At 59.3% G+C, this 1,220-nt stretch carries 2 protein-coding genes and 1 pseudogene; all 3 read left to right on the forward strand.

The genetic code is table 11. The annotated features are described in order from the left end of the window. Window positions 1–17 precede the first annotated feature (17 nt). Window positions 18–161 (forward strand): DUF3309 family protein, encoded by a 144-nt coding sequence (locus tag ACXJ7R_RS33440; protein ID WP_457155525.1) that lies wholly within the window; start codon window positions 18–20, stop codon window positions 159–161. Window positions 162–410: 249 nt separating this feature from the next. Next, window positions 411–614 carry a CsbD family protein gene (locus ACXJ7R_RS33445; protein WP_457155526.1) on the forward strand — a complete coding sequence of 68 codons (204 nt, stop codon included), beginning with the start codon at window positions 411–413 and terminating at the stop codon, window positions 612–614. A gap of 247 nt (window positions 615–861) precedes the next feature. Next, a pseudogene (locus tag ACXJ7R_RS33450) lies at window positions 862–1,220 on the forward strand (ribonuclease); the annotation flags it as partial.

Consider the following 1,220-nt stretch of genomic DNA (forward strand, 5'->3'; position numbering starts at 1 on the left):
ACTGATACTTCTATTGCTTGGCGGCACTGATACTTCTATTGCTTGGCGGCTTCAGCGGCCTCGGCGGCAGTCCGTTTTACGGCACCGGCTATTACGGCGGCGGCGGACTTGGGTTGGTATTGCTGATCGTCATCATCCTGGTTGTCCTCGGCCGCCTCTAGCGCTGCGGACATGGCATCGCATTAGCCAGCTGATCGAACAGCAAATCGGCTGGCTTTTTGTTGATGGCGACCGCCGTCACGCACGGTTGGGTACGGCGACGGAAGCCCAACCGCTTGCCCGGTGCGCTTGGCCCTAGGCGTCGGCCTTATATTCTCAGCTTTCGAGAATGTCCGTAAAGAGAAGACGTCTTGGAACCTCATGAGCCGCGCGACGTTCCGCCTTSTGTGAAACGAAGGAGGCGATGTGTCATGGACTGGAACCGCGTCGAAGGAAACTGGAAGCAGGTCAAGGGTAAGRTCAAGGAACARTGGGGCAAACTCACKGAYGATGATCTTGAYCGMATCGCSGGTAAACGCGATCAGCTCGAAGGCAARATCCARGARCGYTACGGCATCGARAAGGATCGAGCCCGTCGMGAYATCGATGACTGGTATGGCMGGCAGGGRTGGTAGGTTCGAATTCTCCGACCCGCGGAAGCGCGACTGAGCATAACGCCCGTCGCTCCATTCACGGCAGCGACGGGCCGTCCTTAGGGGATATCATGTCGCCTAATAGAGCGCGCAGAAAGAGACGTAGCTGCGCCGATCTGAAAGGCGGTGTTGGACGGCTAAGCAAAGCCGGATCAGGCGAGAGGTACTTTGCCGCGCTGGCGGCGCCCAACGACATCTGTTGAACGCGGGATTGATTGAGGCGCGCACAGTGGCTTCGAAGGCGGAAGGGAAACAGCAGCCGACCGGAACGAAACCCTCACTCATCGATGGGGAAGCGGCCAGTCGAGCTGCATCAACCACAGAAGGCAGCAAAGCCACCCTGCGGTCGGAGCCTAGAGGCCGCGGACGCGATGCTGCCTGGCCATCACAGATCCCGGCACTGGGCTGGAAGGATATCTTCTGGCGGCTGTGGGAAGAATTCAACAAGGACCGGGTCCTGCTGGTCGCGGCAGGCGCGACCTTCTATCTATTGCTCGCCCTGTTTCCGGCGCTGGCGGCCTTCATTTCGATCTATGGTTTCGTCGCGGATCCTGTCACGGTCGCGGATCATGTCGCCTATCTGGGCGG

Source organism: Mesorhizobium sp. P5_C1, assembly GCF_054049815.1.